At 39.8% G+C, this 20357-nt stretch carries 3 protein-coding genes (1 of these 3 cut by a window edge); all 3 read left to right on the top strand.

Features of this window, described 5'->3' with window-relative positions; translation table 11 throughout:
- The first annotated feature begins 79 nt into the window (after positions 1–79).
- A complete protein-coding gene (locus OCI93_RS10805; RefSeq protein ID WP_261593025.1) occupies positions 80–1546 on the top strand; it encodes a metallophosphoesterase in 1467 nt (488 codons plus the stop codon).
- A 1180-nt stretch (positions 1547–2726) separates the two neighbouring features.
- Complete coding sequence (locus tag OCI93_RS10800; protein ID WP_261626397.1) at positions 2727–12713, top strand: non-ribosomal peptide synthetase/type I polyketide synthase; 9987 nt, start codon at positions 2727–2729, stop codon at positions 12711–12713.
- Positions 12713–20357, top strand: the 5' portion of a protein-coding gene (locus OCI93_RS10795) for a non-ribosomal peptide synthetase (protein WP_261626396.1). Its footprint extends 2240 nt past the window's final position; 7645 of the gene's 9885 nt are visible here — the first part of the coding sequence; the start codon lies at positions 12713–12715; its stop codon lies beyond the right edge, outside the window. The genes OCI93_RS10800 and OCI93_RS10795 overlap by 1 nt, the downstream gene beginning before the upstream one ends.

Here is a 20357-nt window from a genome sequence, read left to right as displayed (position 1 = left end):
GCGTTTTTTATGAAAAAAGCGTGTGAATAATTTATTGTTTATTAGAATCTACTTAATACTTTATTAAAGGAATATATTTATGCGTACCTTCTGTGTCCTTATAACTATCATTGTATTACTTTTTGGCTGTGTAAAGCCAAGCAGTAAAAGTAATGCAACTACTCGAAATGACCTACTATTTGCGTACTCCATGTTGGCGCCTTCTAATACAGGAACAATACTTGTATATGGGCGAGTAATCGTTCAAGGAGACTTAGCAAGTTCACAGTTATGTCCTGAAATCGTTAGCGAGCATGGTAAGGTATTAGCAACGGTATTAAGGGGTTTGAAGCCAGCGGCAAATCTGTTTCCTGTTACTGTGTGTGAAGTCATATTAGAGCCAGAGACTCGCTACCAAGTTAAAGGAAGTAACCTGCAGCTTTCAAAGGCATCTTTAGACCCTAGTAATGTTCAGATATTTGGTGATACAGGCTGTAAAACTAAAGTATGTAAACAGCAAGCAGCAGAACCTTTTAAAACATTAGCTGATATAGCAGCACAAAATAATACCGATTTATTACTGCACATGGGGGATTATAACTACCGTGGTACATCGGGTAGTATTAATAATGGGGATATATATGCTTATGATGCGGGTGACGGTGGTTATGGTGGCAAAAGTTGTGGGTTAGAAGACACTTACTACAGTCAAAACGCTAAAAATAGCCCTAAGCCTGATACATGGTCAAGCTGGGAATTAGACTTTTTTAAACCCGCCAAGAAGTTAATGAGCAGTGCTCCTTGGGTGTTTGCTCGTGGTAATCATGAATTGTGTTCCAGGGCCGGTATCGGTTGGTTCTATTTTTTTGGCCCTGGCGGGCAATTCAAGCAATCAGTTAATCAACAATCTTGCCCTTTTCAAGGTGATTTTAACACCCCACCAAAAACTGCGGCTAATCATATCGCTATGATAAAGCCCTATGCTTTACCATTAAAAAGGTTAAACATTTGGGTTTATGATTCGGCAAACGCGTGTGATGAGTTGGCAAGTAATCAATTAACTGCCCAGTACACCGAGCAATTTGAACACCTAAATGCCTTCGCTAGCAATTCTGCTAATCCTACATGGGTTATGACGCATCGGCCTATATGGGGTGTAAATAGCGTATCGCCTTTGGATACGCTCAATAAGCAACTTCAAGTAGCGCTTACAAATACTAAAGCGGGCATGTTGCCATTGAAGGTTGCATTATCACTGTCTGGACATATGCATATTTACCAGTCGATCACACCACAGCAAAATAGTCACAGGCCCCCTCAAATTGTTGTAGGCAATAGCGGTGTCAGCTTAAGCAGTAAACAATCAAACCAAAGTGTATCTGTTAAGGTTGATGAACAAATGAGTATTACTAATACACAAGGTAAGTTTGGTTATTTAGCCATTGATATTAAAGCCAATGCAAGTGATTGGGCTGGGGAGTTTATAGGCGTAGATGGGCAATCATTTATTGCGTGTGATGCCAGCCATGTTGTGCTAGATAAACCGATATGCGATAAAATAGAATAGGTAATATGCTTATTAGGCGTGTTGATCTTTGCTGTGTGTTTTGTTGCAGTCACTCGGGTATATTGGCAAGGTAAAGCCTGTACCCCTAGCTATTCTATGTAAGTCAAGTGATAACGTAGAAAAGTACCCAATGGCACTGTCCTCAGGCTCACACTACGTTGTCATGAGCAATTCACATAGATTACTTACATAGCCAATTCCTAGCATTGAAAGCCTTTGATTAGAACAAAATTCATACCTCAAAGAGCCCCCCCTAAATGCGGCATCTAAATTATTTAGATGCACGCTCAGTATCTTAAGAGATGTGATTCAAGATTTAGGTATTTGATAATTTTAAATCGCAGCTGTTATTTTTCAAAGGTGCACTTAAAAGGTAAAAACTGATGCTAAATTAGTCACGTTATTACAAGTATTGGCGGGGGATAACACACTAACTTAAAAAGTAATATTATAATCTCTTCACTTGTTCCTACACCCATAGAACGCGACTGCCAATGAAATGCATTAATTTTTATTTATCCTACCAACAGCCTTGTACATATTGTAAATCACTCAATGCAAACACTATTTTTTGAAAGACAAATAGTAAAAAAATTAGCAAAATAAATTAGTTAGGCTAAGCTTTTTATAAATTCAAGGCTTAATTGTTATTAAATATAAAAGGTATTATTTTTGAACAATCTTGTGGGCTTTTAGCGCTATGTTTAGATGTAACCGCCTGTAATGCACTTTTGTATTCAAGCCTGCTAACATCATTTACTGTTTAACGTCAGTAAATATTTATTTTTATGTTAATTTTTTGTTTTTATGTTGTTTTGTTTTTGTTTTTTGGTTTACAATTTAATAATAGCTTGGCTTTTGAACAATTTATATTGATTGTTAAGTTTAAAGAAATTATTTGTAGTTCTGTTGTCGTTTATACGAGATTTATGATTTCTGTTTGCTACTAACTTAATGTAATAACAGTTTTTCTGTGGTTATTTTAGTTTGGATCAATTAATCAGCGTTGTAGTGCTGGATGTCGTTAGAAGTATACAAAGTAGTTATGCCTAATGATGCAACGACTACTTTAAATGCAATAATTGATTTTTGTCAATTATGAATCGTAAATGTTCAACGCCACAGATGAATACAATTTTTATTGTCTTTGTGCGTTGTACTTATCGTTTTTGGACACGGAATGAATACAAATATAGTAACGTCTTTAGTTTATTTAGCTAAAACACGTGGCAATGATGTCGCATATCAATATTTTTTCGATGATGATCAACCCAGTAAAACCCTTACATACTTCCAGTTAGACAAAAATGCTAGGTTAATTGCCTCACACCTAAAAGTGCATTTCAGAAAAGGCGACCGAGCGCTGCTGCTCTATAATTCAGGGTTTGAATTTGTAGAAGCGTTTTTTGCGTGTCTTTATGCTGGGGTAGTAGCTGTACCAGCATATCCCCCTAAAAAAAATCAAAATATTGATAGATTACGCAGCATCATCGAAGATGCTGGCGCTGCTGGGGCGTTAACAACGGCTAAAATTAACGAAATTGCTAGGCCATTATTTGAATCAGAAACCAGTTTAAAGTCATTACCTATTTATATCACCGATTTATTCTCAACAGAGCAATCTGATCAGCAAGCGTCCAAAGAGATTGATTTAAAGCCAAATGATTTGGCATTTTTACAGTATACATCTGGCTCTACAGGTAGCCCCAAAGGTGTGATGGTTGATCACCATAACATTATAAACAATGAACAAATGATGAAGGTTGCATTTGGTCATAATGAAACAACACCAATCGTTAGTTGGTTACCACATTTTCATGATATGGGGCTCATTTTTGGGATTTTACATCCGATTTATATTGGTGCACCCGCGGTATTAATGAATCCGACTTACTTTCTCCAAAAGCCATTTCGTTGGCTAAAACTTTTAAGTGATAGTAAAGGGATTACCTCAAGTGCGCCTAACTTTGCTTATGACTTGTGTGTTGACACCATCAAAGATAAAGATCTCGCCACATTAGACTTATCTAACTGGCGCCGTGCATTAAATGGCGCAGAACCAGTTAGGGCCAGCACACTTGAGCGATTTTATCAAAAATTTAAATCGTGCGGTTTAAAACGAGAAGCGCTCTCACCATGCTATGGCATGGCAGAAACAACGTTGTTCGCAACCGGAGGAAAGCTGTTTGAAGGTGCTAAGGTACTGCATCTAGATGAGCAGCAAATTAAAAAAGGTAACGCAGTAATTAAGACGCCATATCGCCAAGGCGCGCCTTTTTGTGAACTAAACGATGAGCAATCAGGGCAATCTTATTATGCCGTCTCGTGCGGAGTGACATGGCATGATCATAATATTGCTATTGTTAATCCTCAAAACATGCAGCGTTTAGAAGACTCAAAAGTTGGTGAAATTTGGGTGAAAGGAGAGAGTGTTGCAAGGGGGTATTGGCAGCAAGAACAAGCAACTGATGCCACATTTAACGCCTATATTGATGCAAAAGATGGGCCTTATTTAAGAACGGGTGATCTTGGTTTTGTTTGCCAAAACGAACTCTATGTGACGGGTAGGTGTAAAGATGTGTTGATTTTTAGAGGAAAAAATTATTACCCACAAGACATAGAATTAAGCGTAACCGAGTCACATAGCGCACTTGATAATAATGGAGGAGCGGCATTTTCGGTGATCACCGATAAAGGTGAAGAGGGATTGGTAGTTGTTCAGCAAGTTAAGCGTACAGCAATTAGAAAGCTTGATGCAGATGCTGTTTTTTCTGCAGTGACACAAGCGATAGTCCAAAACCATGGTGTAACTCCTTTTGAATTACTGTTGATTAAACCAGGTCGAATTTTAAAAACATCTAGTGGGAAAATACAGCGCCAAGAAAATAAGCAGTATTATTTGAATGATAGTTTTGAAGTCATAGCGCGATCTAGAACAAGTGTTAAAACGCTGCAATCAAAGCCAAAGGTGACTGTCAATCAAGGATTAGAAGGCGCGGTACTGCGAGCTTTAAAAGACGTGGTTGCACTTGAATTAGACACAAGTACTCAGTCATTAGACATTGATGCAACATTCCAATCATTGGGAATAGATTCTATGAAAGCAGTAAGGATCTCCGGTGAGTTGATGGAAATCCACGATATAGAATTAGAAGCAACTGTGCTGTTCGAGTACCCAAGTATTGCTCAACTAACTCAATATTTGTGCGAATTTGATGAAGTAAAACAAGCATTTTCCAGAGTCGAACAACAATCAGTTTTTGATAAAGGTAAACAAACACCTTCGGCCAGTAAATCAAACAGCAAATCATCACCTTCTCTTGACGGTGATATTGCGGTAATAGGGATGGCATGCAGATACCCACAAGCTGATAATATTGATGAATATTGGCAGTTGCTTATAGATAAGCAAGATGCAATTTCAGCGGTAGGTAAAGCTAGGCAGGAACTTTGCCCACAATTAAATGAAAATCGATTGGGTGGCTACTTGCAAGAGGTTGAGTGTTTTGACCCAGCGATGTTTTCATTATCACCTACAGAAGCAACATATATCGACCCACAACATAGGTTGCTATTAGAGACAAGTTATCATGCAATTGAAGCGGCGGGTTATAAACCTGCAGAACTAGCGGGTCAGGCAGTGGGTGTTTATGTTGGTATTTCGCAAAGTGATTACTTTACTTTATCCACTAATAAATTAACTGAAAACCCTTATTTAGGGACTGGTACAGCGCTCAGTATCGCGGCTAATCGTTTGTCTTATACCTATGATTTTACAGGCCCAAGTGTTGCGGTTGACACGGCGTGTTCATCTTCATTGGTAGCCTTACATCATGCGATGCAAGCATTGCGTTCAGGCAAAGTGCCAGTGTGTTTGGTTGCTGGTGTAAACCTAATACTTAGTAATGAAGTAACAGACGCGTGTCAAAATGCCCAAATGCTCGCACCTGATGGACATTGTAAGACTTTTTCTGATAACGCTAACGGCTATGTACGTAGCGAGGGGGTTGGTTGTTTAGTTATAAAGCCGTTGGCACAAGCACTTGCTGATAATGACCCAATTTATGGAATACTAAAAGGCAGCGCAATTAATCAAGATGGCCGTAGTAATGGCCTGACGGCCCCAAGTGGTGGCGCACAGCAAAAAGTGCTGCAAGCTGCACTCGATGACGCGCAATTATCAGCATCTGATATTCAATATGTGGAAGCGCATGGCACTGGTACTAAGTTGGGTGATCCGATCGAGGTTACGGCATTAAACAAAGTGTATGGTGTTGGTAGACGCAAAATGAACCCACTTATAGTGGGGTCGGCGAAAGCAAATATTGGTCACCTAGAATCAGGGGCTGGTATCGCAGGGCTAATTAAAACGTTACTTTGCTTAGAGCATGGTCAGATCCCAGGCCAGCCTTATACCGACACACTCAATTCACACATTCCTTGGCACAAAATAGCAATTTCTGTGAACGGAAAAACCAGCCAAATATCTCAGTGTAAACGGGGAAAAGCGTTTGCTGGGGTAAGTTCATTTGGTTTTGGCGGGACTAATGCGCATGTTATTTGTCAAAATAGACCATCTTTAAAGCTTAAGTCTATAGATCTTGAAGCAAGTACCATAGCGTATATTTTACCCTTAACTGCAAAAACCTCTGAATCTCTTAGCGCACTGGTCGCAAATTACAAAAGAAGATTAGAGACTCTTGATGCAACTCAATTCGATGCATTAATACATACCACTGCCCATAGACCAAATTTAAAAGGCGTTAAAACAGCGTTAGTTGGTTTGTCACGTACACAGTTGCTAAATAGCTTAGCGAACCATCAAACATCAGAGCCAAGTAGTCAGTCATTAATACCGCAAAATGTGTTTTTGTTTACGGGTCAAGGTGTTCATTACGCTGGAATGGGCAGATCTTTATATGAATCTCATGATGTTTTTAAAAGTTCGATAGACGAATGTGACGAATTGCTTGCTAATTCATTAGGAAAACGGCTTATAGAGGTTTTATATGATGGTGCTGAGAATGAGATAGAGCAAACGAAGTGGGCTCAGGTTGCGATATTTGTCGTTGAATATGCACTGGCAAAGCTGCTACTTAGTTTTGGTGTAACACCAGATAAGTTACTAGGGCATAGTGTGGGTGAATATGCTGCAGCTTGTATTGCTGGTGTGTTCTCTTTAGCCGATGCGATTAAATTGATATCTTCAAGGGCACTTTTAATGCACCAACTTGAAGCAACCGGCACTATGGTATCAGCGCGTTGTGATGCAGTTTTAGCAAATCAATTGATTGCACAGCACAAAAATGAGGCTGCAATTTCAGCGTATCATGGACACAGTGGTGTGGTATTTTCTGGCAGTGATAGTGCCATTACAGCGATATGTACACAGTTAAACGAAAAAGCGATAAAATTTAAAAAGCTCAATACTGCTCGAGCATTTCATTCACCATTAATGATACCCATGCTAGCGGAATTTAAAAATGTGGCTGAGAGTATTTCATTTCACTTACCTTGCTATGATTTTATCTCCTCAGTCACGGGCCAACTAGAACGTGAGGCATTGTGTGAACCACAGTATTGGGTTGAACAAATTGTTCAGCCCGTTAAATTTGCTGATGCGCTTAATGTACTTAAAGATAGTGAATATTTCTGTGTATTAGAAATAGGTCCAAAAGCAGTGCTGAGTACATTGGTACAAGAAAACTTGCCTCGTGCTAACAGCGAGTTTGTCTCAGTACTGAACCCCAAAGGAGATGATAAACTTAGATTGCTTAGTACACTTGCTCGTTTGTTTGAGATAGGTGCACAGTTGGACTGGCAAGCAATTTACCCTCAACAAGGGGTTGTTAGGCAGCCATTACCAGCGTATCCATTTGCTAAAGACCGTTATTGGATTGGTTTACAAAGCCAAGTTGCAAAATCAAGTTCAAAAATAGCTTCTGTTCCTCAAAATATTAATCGTCACCAAGTGATTAAGCAGTATGTGCTCAATACATTGGCGACTTTGTTATCTATTCCTGCACAAAATATTGATATACAACAACCGTTGCTAGAAATGGGGGTAGATTCATTAATGATCATGCAGGCCGTGAGAACGTATGAGAAAGAATTTACATTAGAGTTTAGCGTGCGACAGTTTTATGAAGAACTAAGTTCTGTGTCTCGTTTAGTTGAATATATTGAAAAGCATAGTGACTATCTGATTCAAACCGAAGATATGGCTGCTGTGGTGAATGAAAGCGAAGTACAAGTTCCTGTTGAGGTTATGCATAAATCGCTTGGTTTGAATGAGCATGTATTAGAATCGATTTGCAAAGAGCAACTGCAAGCAGCTGCCAGTGTAACTTGCGAGCAAGCTCGGTTAAGTGTCGAAGCAGTAAGCACTAAACAATTACAACTGCTTCAAAACATGCAAATTAGCCACAGTTCACAATCTAAATTAAGTGAACACAGTAATACCTCTGTAGTCACTAAAAATGCAACCGTAAACACAGGTGCAGCGCAAATAGACAGTGTACTTCCCGGTTTTAAATTAAATCAATTGGCAATACATCAAGATAATGAACAAGTAAAAATACACCAACAGAATTTAGCCAATACTTATTGCCAAAAAACCACCAGCTCTAAGGCGTTAGTCACTGAACATCGAGCGCATCTTTCTGATTGCAGAGCTTCAGCTGGTTTTCGGTTATCGAGCAAAGAAATGCTTTATCCTGTTTTTGCTAAGCGAAGTCAAGGCGCGCGTATTTGGGATATTGATGATAATGAATATATCGATATTACTATGGACTTTGGGGTTAATTTATTTGGTCACAAGAGTGAATTTATTACGCAAGCGCTTTATGAGCAAATAGATGCAGGGCTTCAACTAGGATTAGCAAGCCCTGTAGCTTGCGATGTGGCAGAGCTTATTAGTGAACTTACGGGCCTTGCACGAGTTACTTTTTGTAATTCTGGCACTGAGGCTGTTATGACTGCGGTGCGCCTAGCTCGCACTGTTAGTAAGCGTGACAAGATAGTGCAATTTAATGGGGCTTATCATGGTCATTATGACGGAACATTAGCTCACCCAACACCAGATGGTAGCAAAGTGGAGCCAATGTGTTCAGGTATTAGACAAGGGACCGTTGCAGATAACATCGTATTAGACTATGGCGCTGATGAAGCAATTAGCGTGATTCGGGCCAATGCAAACTCAATAGCTGCGGTGCTTGTCGAGCCAGTGCAAAGTCGCCACCCTGAACTTCAGCCCTGGGCCTTTTTACACGCTCTTCGAGAAGTGACCACGGAGCTGGGTATCGCCTTGATTTTTGATGAGATGATCACTGGATTCCGTGCTCACCCAGGTGGTGTTCAAGCTATGTTGGGTATCAGAGCCGATATGGCTACCTATGGAAAAGTTGTCGGGGGAGGCTTGCCAATTGGTGTTGTTGCAGGCAGTGCTAAATACCTAGATGCGATAGATGGTGGTACATGGCAGTACGGTGATAAGTCTTACCCTAAAGCTGATACGACCTTTTTTGCTGGTACTTTTTGTAAGCACCCACTCGCAATGGCCAGTGCCAAAGCCGTACTCAATGAAATAAAAAAACGTGGTGCGCAATGCCAAGCAGATATAGCGGATAAAACCACTTACTTAAAAAGCACTCTTAATACGTTTTTTGAAGAAACTAATGTACCTATCAAAGTGGAATCGTTTACATCTTTATTCCGATTCAGATTCAATCAAAATCTAGACGTATTCTTTTATGAAATGCTCAATCGCGGTGTGTTTATATGGGAAGGGCGAAATTGTTTTTTAAGTGATGCTCATACTAATGATGATGTTGAAGCCATTATAGCGGCAGTAAAAGGCAGTGTCGTCAGCTTACAATCTGCGGGATATTTTGGTGTTGCAAATAAAGCCAGTAACATCACTAAACTTAATACATGTGCTTATCCACTGAGCCAAGCGCAGCAGCAGTTATTGGCGCTAGGACTTCGCACTAGAAAGGGAGCCTTAGCATATCATCTTCAAGGGACAGTAAAGCTGAGCGGGCAGCTGGATGTTAAGCGTTTATCTAAGGCGATTGAGACACTTCATAAAAAAATCCCGGTACTAGGTTTTGGGGTCGACCCGGATGATTTATGCCATCGAAGTGTATCCAAACAGACACATTTTTTGCACAATGAAATATGCCAAAATGATCGGTCCATATCACATAAACTTGCTGAGTTAAGGTATGAGTCATTTGATTTTCAAAGCGACAGGCTGTGTCGTTTTACACTTATTAAAACTGCGGAAAATACTCATTACTTGACGGTTGTTGCCCACCACTTGTTGTATGACGGTATAGCGATAACACAGTTAATCAGTGCTGTTGCGCAGTACTATAATGAAAATTCTGTCCCTGATACTCATCAGTTCATTGATTATCGTGACTATATCGACGCACTAGCAAGCTACCGACAATCATCAAAATATTCAAAAGATGAGCAATATTGGCTTGAGCAATTAAGTGCGGTTTCTCAACTTACACTGCCTGCTAGAACTAATGCGCCAAGTGCTACCAGCTATGAGGTTCGCAGCTTAATGTATGTGATATCACAGCCAGCAATAAACAATCTAAGCGCGCTATCAAAAGGACAAGGTTGTGGCCAGTTTGCTACCTTGTTAGCTATTTATATATTGTGGCTAAATAAGCTAACTCGGCAAAACGTTGTATCGGTGTTAATTCCTGTATCAGACAGGCAATTGCTTGATAATCAATTTGAACCACAAGTATTAGATACGAAATTAGTGGGGTACTGTACTAATATTTTGCCAATCGTGGTTGATGTGTCGAGCTGTCAAAACATTGCTGAACTTATTAAAGTAACACAAAAGCAATTACTCAATGCCTTTGACCACCAGCATTTTCCATTTTCTGCATTGGCAGATCAAAATAAATCTTTACCTACGGTTATGTTCAATCTAGACAAAGTACACAAACTGCCAGATTTTAATGGATTGATGACAAAAAATATAACTAGCTCTGCACAATTTGGGCAGTTTGAGTTGAGCTGTAATATTGCTTGTATTAGTGAGCAATGGTCACTGCAACTTGATTATAACTGCGCGAAATTTGATGATGACTTGGTTAATAGATATGCACACCAATTTATTGCATTACTTAATAATTTAAGTGGCTCGGATAAGTTAAATACTAGAGCCTGTTCTTTGCTTGAACAGCAAGATTATCAAGCGGTATTACTAAACCCAATACAAAACGCTCAAGATAATGATCAAAAGAGAAGCCTGCAAAAAACACTTCTAGATGATATTTCGGCCAGTGTAAGAAATTATCCGCACAAAGTGGCGTTAAGATGTAATGAAAGGCAGATCACCTATGCAGATTTAGATGTGCGAATTAACCAAATGGCACATTATTTGACGATAAAAGGCGTCAAAGAAGGTGATTTGGTGGCAATTGCTTTATCACGTCGTAGTGAATTATTGATTAGTTTAATAGCAGTGCTAAAAATTGGTGCCGCGTATTTGCCGTTAGACTTGGCTTATCCAAAAGATCGTATTATCGATATCTTAGATGATGCACAAGTCTCATTGCTCATCTGCGATAGCACAAGTGCGGACAGCGAGTTACTACAAAATGCAAGTTTTAATGTGCTAGATGTCGATAATGAGGCGCAGCACATTGATAAGCAGCCTTGTGACATAAAGTTCAATCAAGTAATGAGCGACCAAGTTGCTTATGTGATCTATACCTCAGGCTCTACTGGTCGGCCAAAAGGGGTAGAAGTCATGCATAGTGGCCTTAGCAACTTGCTAGAAGCCATGCGTGATAAACCAGGGATCAACGCTGACGACAAGTTTTTATCAATTACTACAATTGCTTTTGATATCGCAATGCTAGAGTTATTTCTACCCCTGACAGCGGGGGCTACGACTGTGATTGCAGATGAACAAATATGTAGTGACCCAGATGCAATTATTGAACAATTGACTACTTATTCAATTTCAATTATGCAGGCTACCCCCACATTGTGGCGACTATTACTCAATACCAACCCTAACTGTGTCAAAGGTTTAAAAGTACTGTGCGGAGGAGAGCCGCTCGATAGTATATTAGCAAAGAAGGTAATAAGTGGTGGAGGCGAGCTTTGGAATATGTATGGGCCTACTGAAACCACAATTTGGTCATCGGTTAGTCATATTAATAATGCTCGTAGCATAACCATTGGTGAAGGCATCGCTAATACAAGTCTTTATATAATGGATGAAGATGCACAAAATCAGGCATTGCCATTACCAATTGGGGTTTGGGGTGAGCTTTGGATTGGCGGTTTGGGAGTGGCTAAGGGTTATATCAATCGTGCAGATTTAACACTGCAACGCTTCGTAGACCATCAATTCAATGAACAACTCAAACAACGACTATACAAAACAGGCGATCGAGCTAGACGTTTAGCCGATGGTCAAATTGAGTTACAAGGCCGACTGGACCAGCAAGTAAAGCTCAATGGTCATCGCATTGAGCTTGGCGAGATTGAATATCATATCGCGAACTTATTTAACACCACTGATATCAAAGCCCTGATAGTATCTGAGCAACACAATATAGGCTCGCTATGCGTTTATAGTATTGATGCAAAAGATTTATCATCAACTTGGACACTAGCTCGGTTGCGCCAAATACTTGCTCGTTACCTACCAAATTATATGCTACCTGAACAGCTGTTTTGGTTAACCGAATGGCCAAAGACAGCGAATGGAAAATTAAATTTAAACGCTTTACCTGTTGCGCAAAGTACACAAAATACTGAACCTGAGCGAGTGAATTTACCGAGTACGCAAAGTGAACAAAAATTATTACATTGTTACCTTAATGTTTTGCAAGTAAACCAGTTTTGCACTAAAAAAAGTTTTTTTGATGGTGGTGGTAACTCTGTCCAAGCAATGCAATTGGTCTCTCGTATTAATAGAGAGTTTGGTATACGAATAACTGTTGCTGACGTATTTGACTATTCAAGTGTGAGTACGCTTTCACAGCGAATTGAGGATTTAACACATGCAAAAACTGCATCTGGCGCAGCACCGAAAGTGCAGCAGGTGAGTGACATTGTAAGTGGTAGAGATATCAATGATGTATTGGCCGATCAATCAATGACGGAGATGGACTTGTAATGATGGATAATTTAGCGATAGAAAGCTTTTTGGCCGAGCTAGATAAACTAGGTATCTACGTGTACATGCAAAATGGGGCGTTAAAACTAAGAACCAAATTAGATAATGTACCAAGTGAATTACTCAGTCGAATTAAAAAAAATAAAGATCTACTCATTGAATATATGAGTCAAAACCATGAAAAAATTGGATGCTTGTCAAGTGCTCAACAACGGATTTGGTTTATTTCCCAATATGAACAGTCTTCTTACGCTTACAATATGTCAGGTTTGGTTAGGTTTTCACAACCAATACACGCTAAAAGATTAAACCAAGCAATTAACCTGCTGTTGTCAAATAATGAGGTGTTAAAAAGCAACTTTATAAGCAGTGAAGAAGGTGCGATACAAAAAGTTTGTGATCAACATGAGTTTGCCGTTGATGTTGCGATTACTCAAGGTAATGTGTCTAAAGAAGAGATAGTAAGCCATTTAGATGCAGAGCTTACACACTGCTTTGACCTTGCTAATGATTTATTAGTTAGAGGCACTTTATTTACTGATAACCACTGTGAGCATGGACAGTGGCTTTATATTGCGATGCACCATATTATTGCTGATGGTTGGTCTGTTGGGTTATTTATTCAAGCCTTATTAGAGGCACTTACTGATAATCAGCCACCGCAAAAACAGCTCCAGTATTTAGATTATGTCCACTGGGAACAGCAATACCGACTAAGCGATGACTATAAAGAGCAATTATCGTACTGGCAAGATCAATTGGTTGATATTGACTTATTTGAATTGCCGACTAGTTATCCACGCTCTGCTGGAAAAAACTATCAAGGTAGTGTTTCACATTTTCATATTGACAATCAAACGAGCCTCAATTTCAGTCGAGTCTGTCAAACGCTAAAAGTAACTGAATTTGTAGGGTATTTAAGTATATTTTATTGCTTACTTTATCGTTACAGTCAAAAGCGTGACATTACTTTAGGAGTGCCGGTTTTAAACCGCTCACAAGCTGAATTTGAAACCATGATTGGCTGCTTTATCAATACACTACCAATACGCTTGCAGCTTAAAAAAACGCCAACATTTACACAGCTTGCACAAGATGTGATGTGTATAGTGAAACAAGCGTTAGCAAATCAAAGTGTAGCGCTTGAAGACATAATCACATCGCTAAATTTACCAAAATCTAGTGCTCACTCAGCATTGTTCCAAGTGTTATTCAACTACAATGCGGTGGCCGTTGACAATCTCTCCAATGAAGACATATCTGCAGATCTTACTGCGCTTGATAACCAGAGCGCAAAATACGATTTAACACTTAACCTGACCCAATCAGAGGGTGATCTGATTGGCAGTGTAGACTATTGTAGCTGTTTGTTTGATAGCCAGTTGATAGAGGCGTTTTGCAAAGATTTTGTGGTTTTGGTAGATACTTTTACCGCTGATTGCAATCATTTAATAGATCTTGTGCCATTGCCAAGCGTTGATGAGAGTTCAAACATACTACAAGCACCACAGGCAAAAAAGCAATTTATCAGTATTGTTGATAGTATTCTTAATCAAGTAACAGTTGACCCTAATCAAATTGCGTTGCGCCAAGGTGATGATCAATCGTTGACTTACGACGCATTAGAAAAACAGAGCGCGGCTATAGCTTGTGCCATTGTAAACAGTTTGAATGTGGCTCATCATCAGCCAATTGCAATATTGGTTAAGCGCTCAATTAATAGTGTCGTGGCGATGCTTGGTGTTATGCGTGCAAAATGCGCTTATTTACCGATAGAGCAAGGTACTCCGTTTAAACGCATTTTAGAGATATTAAATCAAGCTCAATGCCAACACTTAGTCATTATGGGTGACGATGCGTTGCAGCCAAGCGAACAAGTTCAGTGCGTAAATAATCAAGTTAGTATTGTTAAATTTGAGTCGCTGATTGACGATTCAATTATTGTTAACTCTGAGCTTTTACCTGTGCAAGGCGATGATTGTGCTTATGTAATGTTCACATCTGGCTCAACCGGCTCGCCAAAGGGGGTGATGATCTCCCACCAAGCTTTGGCAAGTTATGTAAATGGCGTTAGTGAAGTTATTGAATTTACAGCTGCAACGAAAGCGGCCGTGGTTACGGGCCTTGCCACAGACTTATGTTTAACGGGTCTTTATCCGGTTTTGGCAAATGGGGGATCTGTATTGCTAGTGGGCAGTGAGCAACAGCTACCAGAGCCACAGAAAATTGCCTATGAACTTGCGAAGCAACAAGCAAACTTGATTAAAGTTACGCCGTCATTTGCCCATGAATTATTACCACACATAATCAACTTAAAATGCAGCAACTCCGTTAAGCATTGGATATTTGGAGGGGAGGCGTTAACTGAGCCTTTAGTTGATGCAATTCAAAGTCACTTTCCTGCTGCGAGTATTGTAAATCACTATGGACCGACTGAAACCTGCATAGGAGCCACAGCATATAAGTTAACTGCTGACAGCCTCTGTAATTGGGGTAGCTATAGCATTGGCCAGCCATTTTCTCATGTGCAGATTAAAATACTCAATGAGGACCATCAAGGTGTGCCAGTAGGAATGCCAGGTGAGTTGTACATTGGGGGCAGCAGTGTTGCACTTGGCTATATTAATGCACCTAGTATTAGCGAACAGGCTTTTGTAAAATTCAATGGTGAATGTTTTTATCGCTCAGGTGATCAGGTTCGTTTAAACAAATCAGGCCAATTAGAGTTTCTTGGCAGATTAGATGATCAAATTAAGGTTAGAGGTTTTAGGGTTGATACGCTTGATATTGAAGCCAAATTAAATGCGATAAAAAACGTAAAACAGGCAGTCGTACTGTGCCAGAAACAGGCTCAGCAGACTATTTTGGTTGCCCATGTTGTTACTCATGAATATGGCTTAAGTAGTCTTCAAGTACAACAAAAGATAAAAGCTGATTTAAAGCAGCACCTACCCGAACCTATGATCCCCAGTGTGATTGTTGTGTGTGACCTTTTACCTTTATTAGCCAATGGCAAAGTAGACCGAAACCTACTAAAAAGTAAGCCTTTGGTGATTAACACTAGCGATTTAGTTTTACCAAACACTGTGATTGAACGGCAATTAGCAAGTTTATTTGAGCAACTCACTGGCGCTGGCAAAGTAGGTATACATGATGATTTTTTTGCAATTGGTGGTCATTCGCTTTTAGCGATGAAGTTGTTAAATAAAATTCAAACAGAGTTGGCTATTTCGATTACGCTTAAGGCGATTTTTGCAAATCCTACAGTCGCGGAACTTGCACAGTATTTGGAAATAAATGCTACATTTGAGCATTCTGCTCACACTATTTCGCGCCAAAAAAGAAGTGGGCAACACCCGCTATCTTATGCACAACAACGGCTTTGGATTGTTAATCAGTTGCAAGGTCACAGCAGCCAATACAACTTACAAGGTGTTTTTACCTTACATGGTGAGATAGATAGTAAGCGGTTAGAGCAAGCTTTTGATGCAGTGATTCAAAGCCATCGTATATTGAGGTTTAACTATCGTGTGGATGAAAATTCACACCCTGTGCAGTTTGAAAATACACTATTAAAGTTCGCATTAGTAAATCACGACTTAACATCATTGTGTGAATCGCAACAGTTGGCCAGGGTAGATCAAACCATTTCCTCAGATTATCAGCATAGTTTTGACTTATCTCGTGATTTAATGATCCGCGCTCAGCTAATTAAATTACAAAGTTTAAAACATGTATTAATCGTAAATATGCACCACATTGTATCAGATGGTTGGTCAATTGAGGTGCTCTGTAAGGCATTATCACAATACTATAGTCAAATACATAGTGAGGCATTATCGGTGCCTGATTATAGCTATATTGATTACGTTTACTGGCAACGAGAGAATGGCAAATCGAAAGGTTGGTTATCTGATCTTGAATACTGGCGTGATAAGTTAAGTGATTTGCCAAAAATACATGAATTACCTACAGATTATGAGCGACTCAATCAACCAGTGCAGGGCGGCGCGTTATTTTGTCGACCATTCGCATCTAGCTTAAGTACTTTGTTACGCCAATATGTGAAAACATCCGGTCATACTTTATTTTTAATTTTACAAACGGTATTTAGTGTTTGGTTAAGCCGTGCATCGCAACAAGCGGATGTCGCATTGGGTACTGCGGTGTCAGGCCGAGAGCTACCAGAGTTTGAAACTTTGATTGGTAATTTTATCAATACATTGGTGTTATATAGCAATTTTAATGAACAAGATTCTTTCAATCAAGCAATAGCCAGTGCTAAGAACGTATTAAATGAAGCGATAGCGCATCAACAGCTGCCATTTGATTTACTTGTTGATGAACTTTCTCACGAGCGAAACATATCGATACATCCGCTAATTCAAATTGTTTTTAGGGTCAATAACCAAGTTAATGAAGCTTTACAGTTAGAAGGCTTAAAAGTTGATGCTTATAACACAAACGTGCGCAGTGCTAAGCTGGATTTAGAAGTAAGTGTTATCGATAAAGGGTCAGAAATTGTAGTTGAGTGGTTATACGACACGGCATTATGGCAGCAATCAAGTATTGAGCGCTTTTTTGCACAGTACTGCCACCTGCTTGAACAATGCTTAATGGATACTGATATTAAGTTAAGCGAGTTGGCTATTTGTTCTAAAGCAGAGCAGTCTGCGCTATTAAACTATGCACAGCTGGTGGAAGTTCACAGTCAACAGCAACAACGTTGGGATCAACGCTTTAGTGTAATGGTTAAATCTCATGGTGAGCACATAGCGTTGCGAGATGGGCAAAATTCAATCACTTATACTCAGCTTGAATATTTATCAAATCAGCTTGCTCATAGTTTATTGGAAATGGAATTTGCACCGCAAAGCCCAATTGGAGTGTTGTTACCAAGCTGCGTCCATATGGTGCTTAGCATACTGGCTATTTCAAAAGCAAACCACGTTTATGTGCCGCTTCATATCGAAACTCCAAGTAATGGAATAATCAATATTGTTGATGATGCACAAATGATGATGATTTTGGCGCTAAGTGACAATACTGAAAAACTGATAGAAAGTGGTACGGACTTTTTACTGCTAGATGATATTTTTGAGCTTGAATCAAACTTTAGCGGATATTCCACCTCCCACCCTAATATTATTGGTTCAAAGAGTATTGAACAACTTTGTTACATTATATATACATCAGGCTCTACAGGTAAGCCAAAAGGGGTGACAATCAGCCATGCAAATGTTAATGCGTATTTGCAACATGCTTGCGAAAGCTACCTTGCTGGTGACCCTCAACTGAATGAATCGGTGGTAAGCACACCTTTGGCCTTTGATGCGACTGTAACTTCACTCATACCCATGTTATTAGTCGGTGGCACCGTTAATATCTTGACGGATGGTGTAAATCAGCTGCCTTTGCTTGTTGATAAGCTATTTAAATCAAATACGAATTTGCTACTTAAGCTAACGCCAGCGCATTTACGAGCGGTGCTTGGGCTATCTCAACAAGTTTCACCTACACAAAGTGCTCACACTATTATTGTGGGCGGAGAAGCATTGACCTCTGAATTGGTTTTAGCGTTGCAAGCGCGTTTGCCTAAGGTTCGTTGGATAAATGAATACGGCCCAACCGAAACAACGGTAGGGTCGAGTACATTTACTATTGAACCGGATGCTCAAAACCAAGAACTTCCTTATTCTGATGTGCCGATAGGCTTGCCAATTAGTCAAGTTGGCATGCTGGTTGTTGATAAGTTCAATCAGGTCGCAGCGGTCAATATGCCTGGTGAGTTGTTGATAGCAGGGCCTGTGGTAAGCCCAGGTTATCTAAATCAAGTCCAACTTAATAAGCAAAAGTTTATCGATATACGCGTACCTTATGGCAAAGGTTTACGTATTAAACAGCGTTTTTATCGCACCGGTGATGTGGTTCGTTGGCATGCCGATGGTGAGAATATTCCGAGTTACCTTCGATACATTGGTCGGTGTGATGATGTGGTAAAGCTGCGAGGTTACCGAGTGGATACTAACGCAATTTGCCATCATATGCTGCGTTTTTCAGGTATTAGTGAATGTTCGATTACTTTGGATAAAGAACAGGCATTATTATGCGCCCATTATATAACCAACCCAAAAGCTTCAATTGATGAGAATCAGCTTAAGGATTATTTATCCAATCAGCTTTTGCCATATATGGTGCCAAGCAAATTTAATCAATTAGAAAGGATGCCATTAACGCGTAATGGCAAAATTGATGCAAAAGCACTGCAGGCTAGTACTCAAAGCCAAATAAATGAGCCACAACAGCGAATTGAACTGAAGTCTTTAAACACCTTACAAGCTTATCTATTACAGTTATTTAGTGATGTTTTGAATAATCAATATATTACTTTGGATGAGAGCTTTTTTGAGTTAGGTGGTCACTCATTATTGGCAATCCGTTTGATCAGCGAGATCCGCTGTGATAAGCATTATGACATCACGTTAGAGCAGCTATTTAAGACTCCTAGTGTTTTGTCATTATCGCAGGCGTTAGCGCAATGTCCATTGATTGAAAGTGACAATGCCATTGCTCCAATCGCTCGCACAGAACGCCTGCCATTATCTTATGCCCAGCAACGATTGTGGCTGATTGAGCAAGTGCAAAGTGGCACGCTGCAATACCATATGCCAGCCAGTTTTGAGCTTAAAGGCACATTGCATCTTGGGGCATTTAATGAGGCGCTAAAATCTATTATCGAGCGGCACGAAGTGCTCAGAAGTACTATTTTATCAGGCGGTGCGGGTGAGTCTCCAGAGCAACTCATTAATGAGCAATTTGCGGTGCCACTGAAAATTGAAGACTTATCCGCTTTAAACACCCAAGATGCGCTTGAGCAATGGCTGGATTTAGAACAAAAAGCACAGCAAGCACCATTCAATCTATCGACTGACGTATTAATTAGAGTATTAGTCGTTAAGTTCTCTGGGCAGCATTATAGAGTGCATTTTAATATGCATCATATTGCAAGTGATGGCTGGTCAATGGCAATTTTAGTGAACGAATTTATTGCTTTTTATCGTCATTATAGCAATGAGCCCAGTTACACATTAGCCAGTGAATTTGAGCAACCGTTTACAGTGCAATACGCTGATTTTGCCTATTGGCAACGACAAGTAGCAAACCAAGCATCATTTGCTCAATCGCTAGACTATTGGCAAACACAATTAAAAAACTACCCTGTACTGCATCAATTACCCATTGATAAACCAAGGCCCACATTACAGCAGTTAGAGGGTGATACATGGGTGCAGTACTTATCAATCAATACGGTACAAGCAATTCATCAATATTGTAAGCAGCATGGCCTCACCTTGTTTATGTGGTTGCATAGTGTGTTCTCTTTATTCGTCATGCGTTTTAGTCAAACTTCAGATGTGCTAATTGGCTCACCAATTGCCGGTAGAGAGCAACCAGAAGTTTCAAATTTAATTGGTTTTTTTGTCAATACCTTGGTGATCAGAGCGCAAAGAAAGAGCGAGCAAAGTTTCGAGCATTTTTTACAACAACAAAAGCAAGTGATCTTAGATGCATTTAAACATCAAGCGGTGCCGTTTGAGCAGTTAGTCGAGACATTGCAGCCAGAGCGAGATTTAGGGCATCAGC

Origin of the sequence: Pseudoalteromonas holothuriae (genome assembly GCF_945859825.1) — a bacterium.
GTDB classification, from domain to species: Bacteria; Pseudomonadota; Gammaproteobacteria; order Enterobacterales; family Alteromonadaceae; genus Pseudoalteromonas; species Pseudoalteromonas holothuriae.
The sequence above is the reverse complement of the archived record's forward strand: the minus strand, read 5'-3'. Positions and strand labels throughout refer to the sequence as shown.